Source organism: Stenotrophomonas sp. YIM B06876, from assembly GCF_030711595.1.
In the GTDB taxonomy this organism is placed as follows: Bacteria; Pseudomonadota; Gammaproteobacteria; order Xanthomonadales; family Xanthomonadaceae; genus Stenotrophomonas.
On record NZ_JAUJUJ010000297.1, the window covers coordinates 1 to 1038 of the forward strand.

Below are 1038 nucleotides of genomic sequence, written 5' to 3' on the forward strand. Positions count from 1 at the left end.
GGCATCACGACGGTGAACCCGGGCCAGTACCTGAACCCGGGCGACGCCATCGTCACGCTGCAGACCATAGACCCGATCTACGCCAACTTCTCGGCGCCGCAGAAGCAGATCGCCGGACTCTCGGTGGGCCAGGTGGTGAATGTGGCGACCGATGCGTTCGCGGGTGAGCTGTTCCCCGGCAAGATCAACGCCATCAGCCCCAAGGTCGACCCGAGCACGCGCAACGTGCTGCTGCAGGCCACGATCGCCAACCCGCAGCGCCGCCTGCTGCCCGGCATGTTCGCGCGCGCCAATGTCGATGTCGGCGAGAAGCAGCGCCACCTCACGCTGCCGCAGACCGCGATCACCTACAACCCCTACGGTGCCACCGTGTTCATCCTGAAACCCGCCGAGGCCCAGCCCGCGCCGGGCGGCAAGGACGAGAAGAATGCCAGGCCCGCTGCCCCGGCCGCGCCAGCGGGCTCGCTCATCGCGCAGCAGGTGTTCGTGACCACCGGCGAGACGCGCGGCGACCAGGTGGCGATCCTCAAAGGCATAGAGGAAGGCCAGGAGGTCGTCACCAGCGGCCAGCTCAAGCTCAAGAACGGCACGCCGGTGGTGGTCGACAACAGGGTGCAGCCGGCCAACAACGCTACCCCGACCCCGCAGGAACGGTGAAGGCCCGGCCATGAAATTCACCGACATCTTCATTCGCCGGCCGGTTCTGGCCATGGTGGTGAGCCTGCTGCTGGTGGTGCTGGGGCTGCGCTCGCTGTTTAGCCTGCCGGTCAACCAGTTCCCGAAANGCAGGAACGGTGAAGGCCCGGCCATGAAATTCACCGACATCTTCATTCGCCGGCCGGTTCTGGCCATGGTGGTGAGCCTGCTGCTGGTGGTGCTGGGGCTGCGCTCGCTGTTTAGCCTGCCGGTCAACCAGTTCCCGAAAACGCAGAACGCCGTGGTCACGATCTCGACCACCTACTACGGCGCCGACGCGCAGACCGTCGCCGGCTTCATCACCCAGCCGCTCGAATCGGCGATCGCGCAGGCCCAGGGCAT

General features: G+C 66.4%; 2 protein-coding genes. Both read left to right on the plus strand.

All coding sequences use genetic code 11. The features are described 5' to 3' along the window. The coding region (locus QZH66_RS16860; RefSeq protein WP_305807007.1) for an efflux RND transporter periplasmic adaptor subunit at positions 1-657 on the plus strand (657 nt) is incomplete at its 5' end. Between the two features lie 10 nt (positions 658-667). Next, the coding region (locus tag QZH66_RS16865) for an efflux RND transporter permease subunit (protein WP_305807008.1) at positions 668-1038 on the plus strand (371 nt) is incomplete at its 3' end.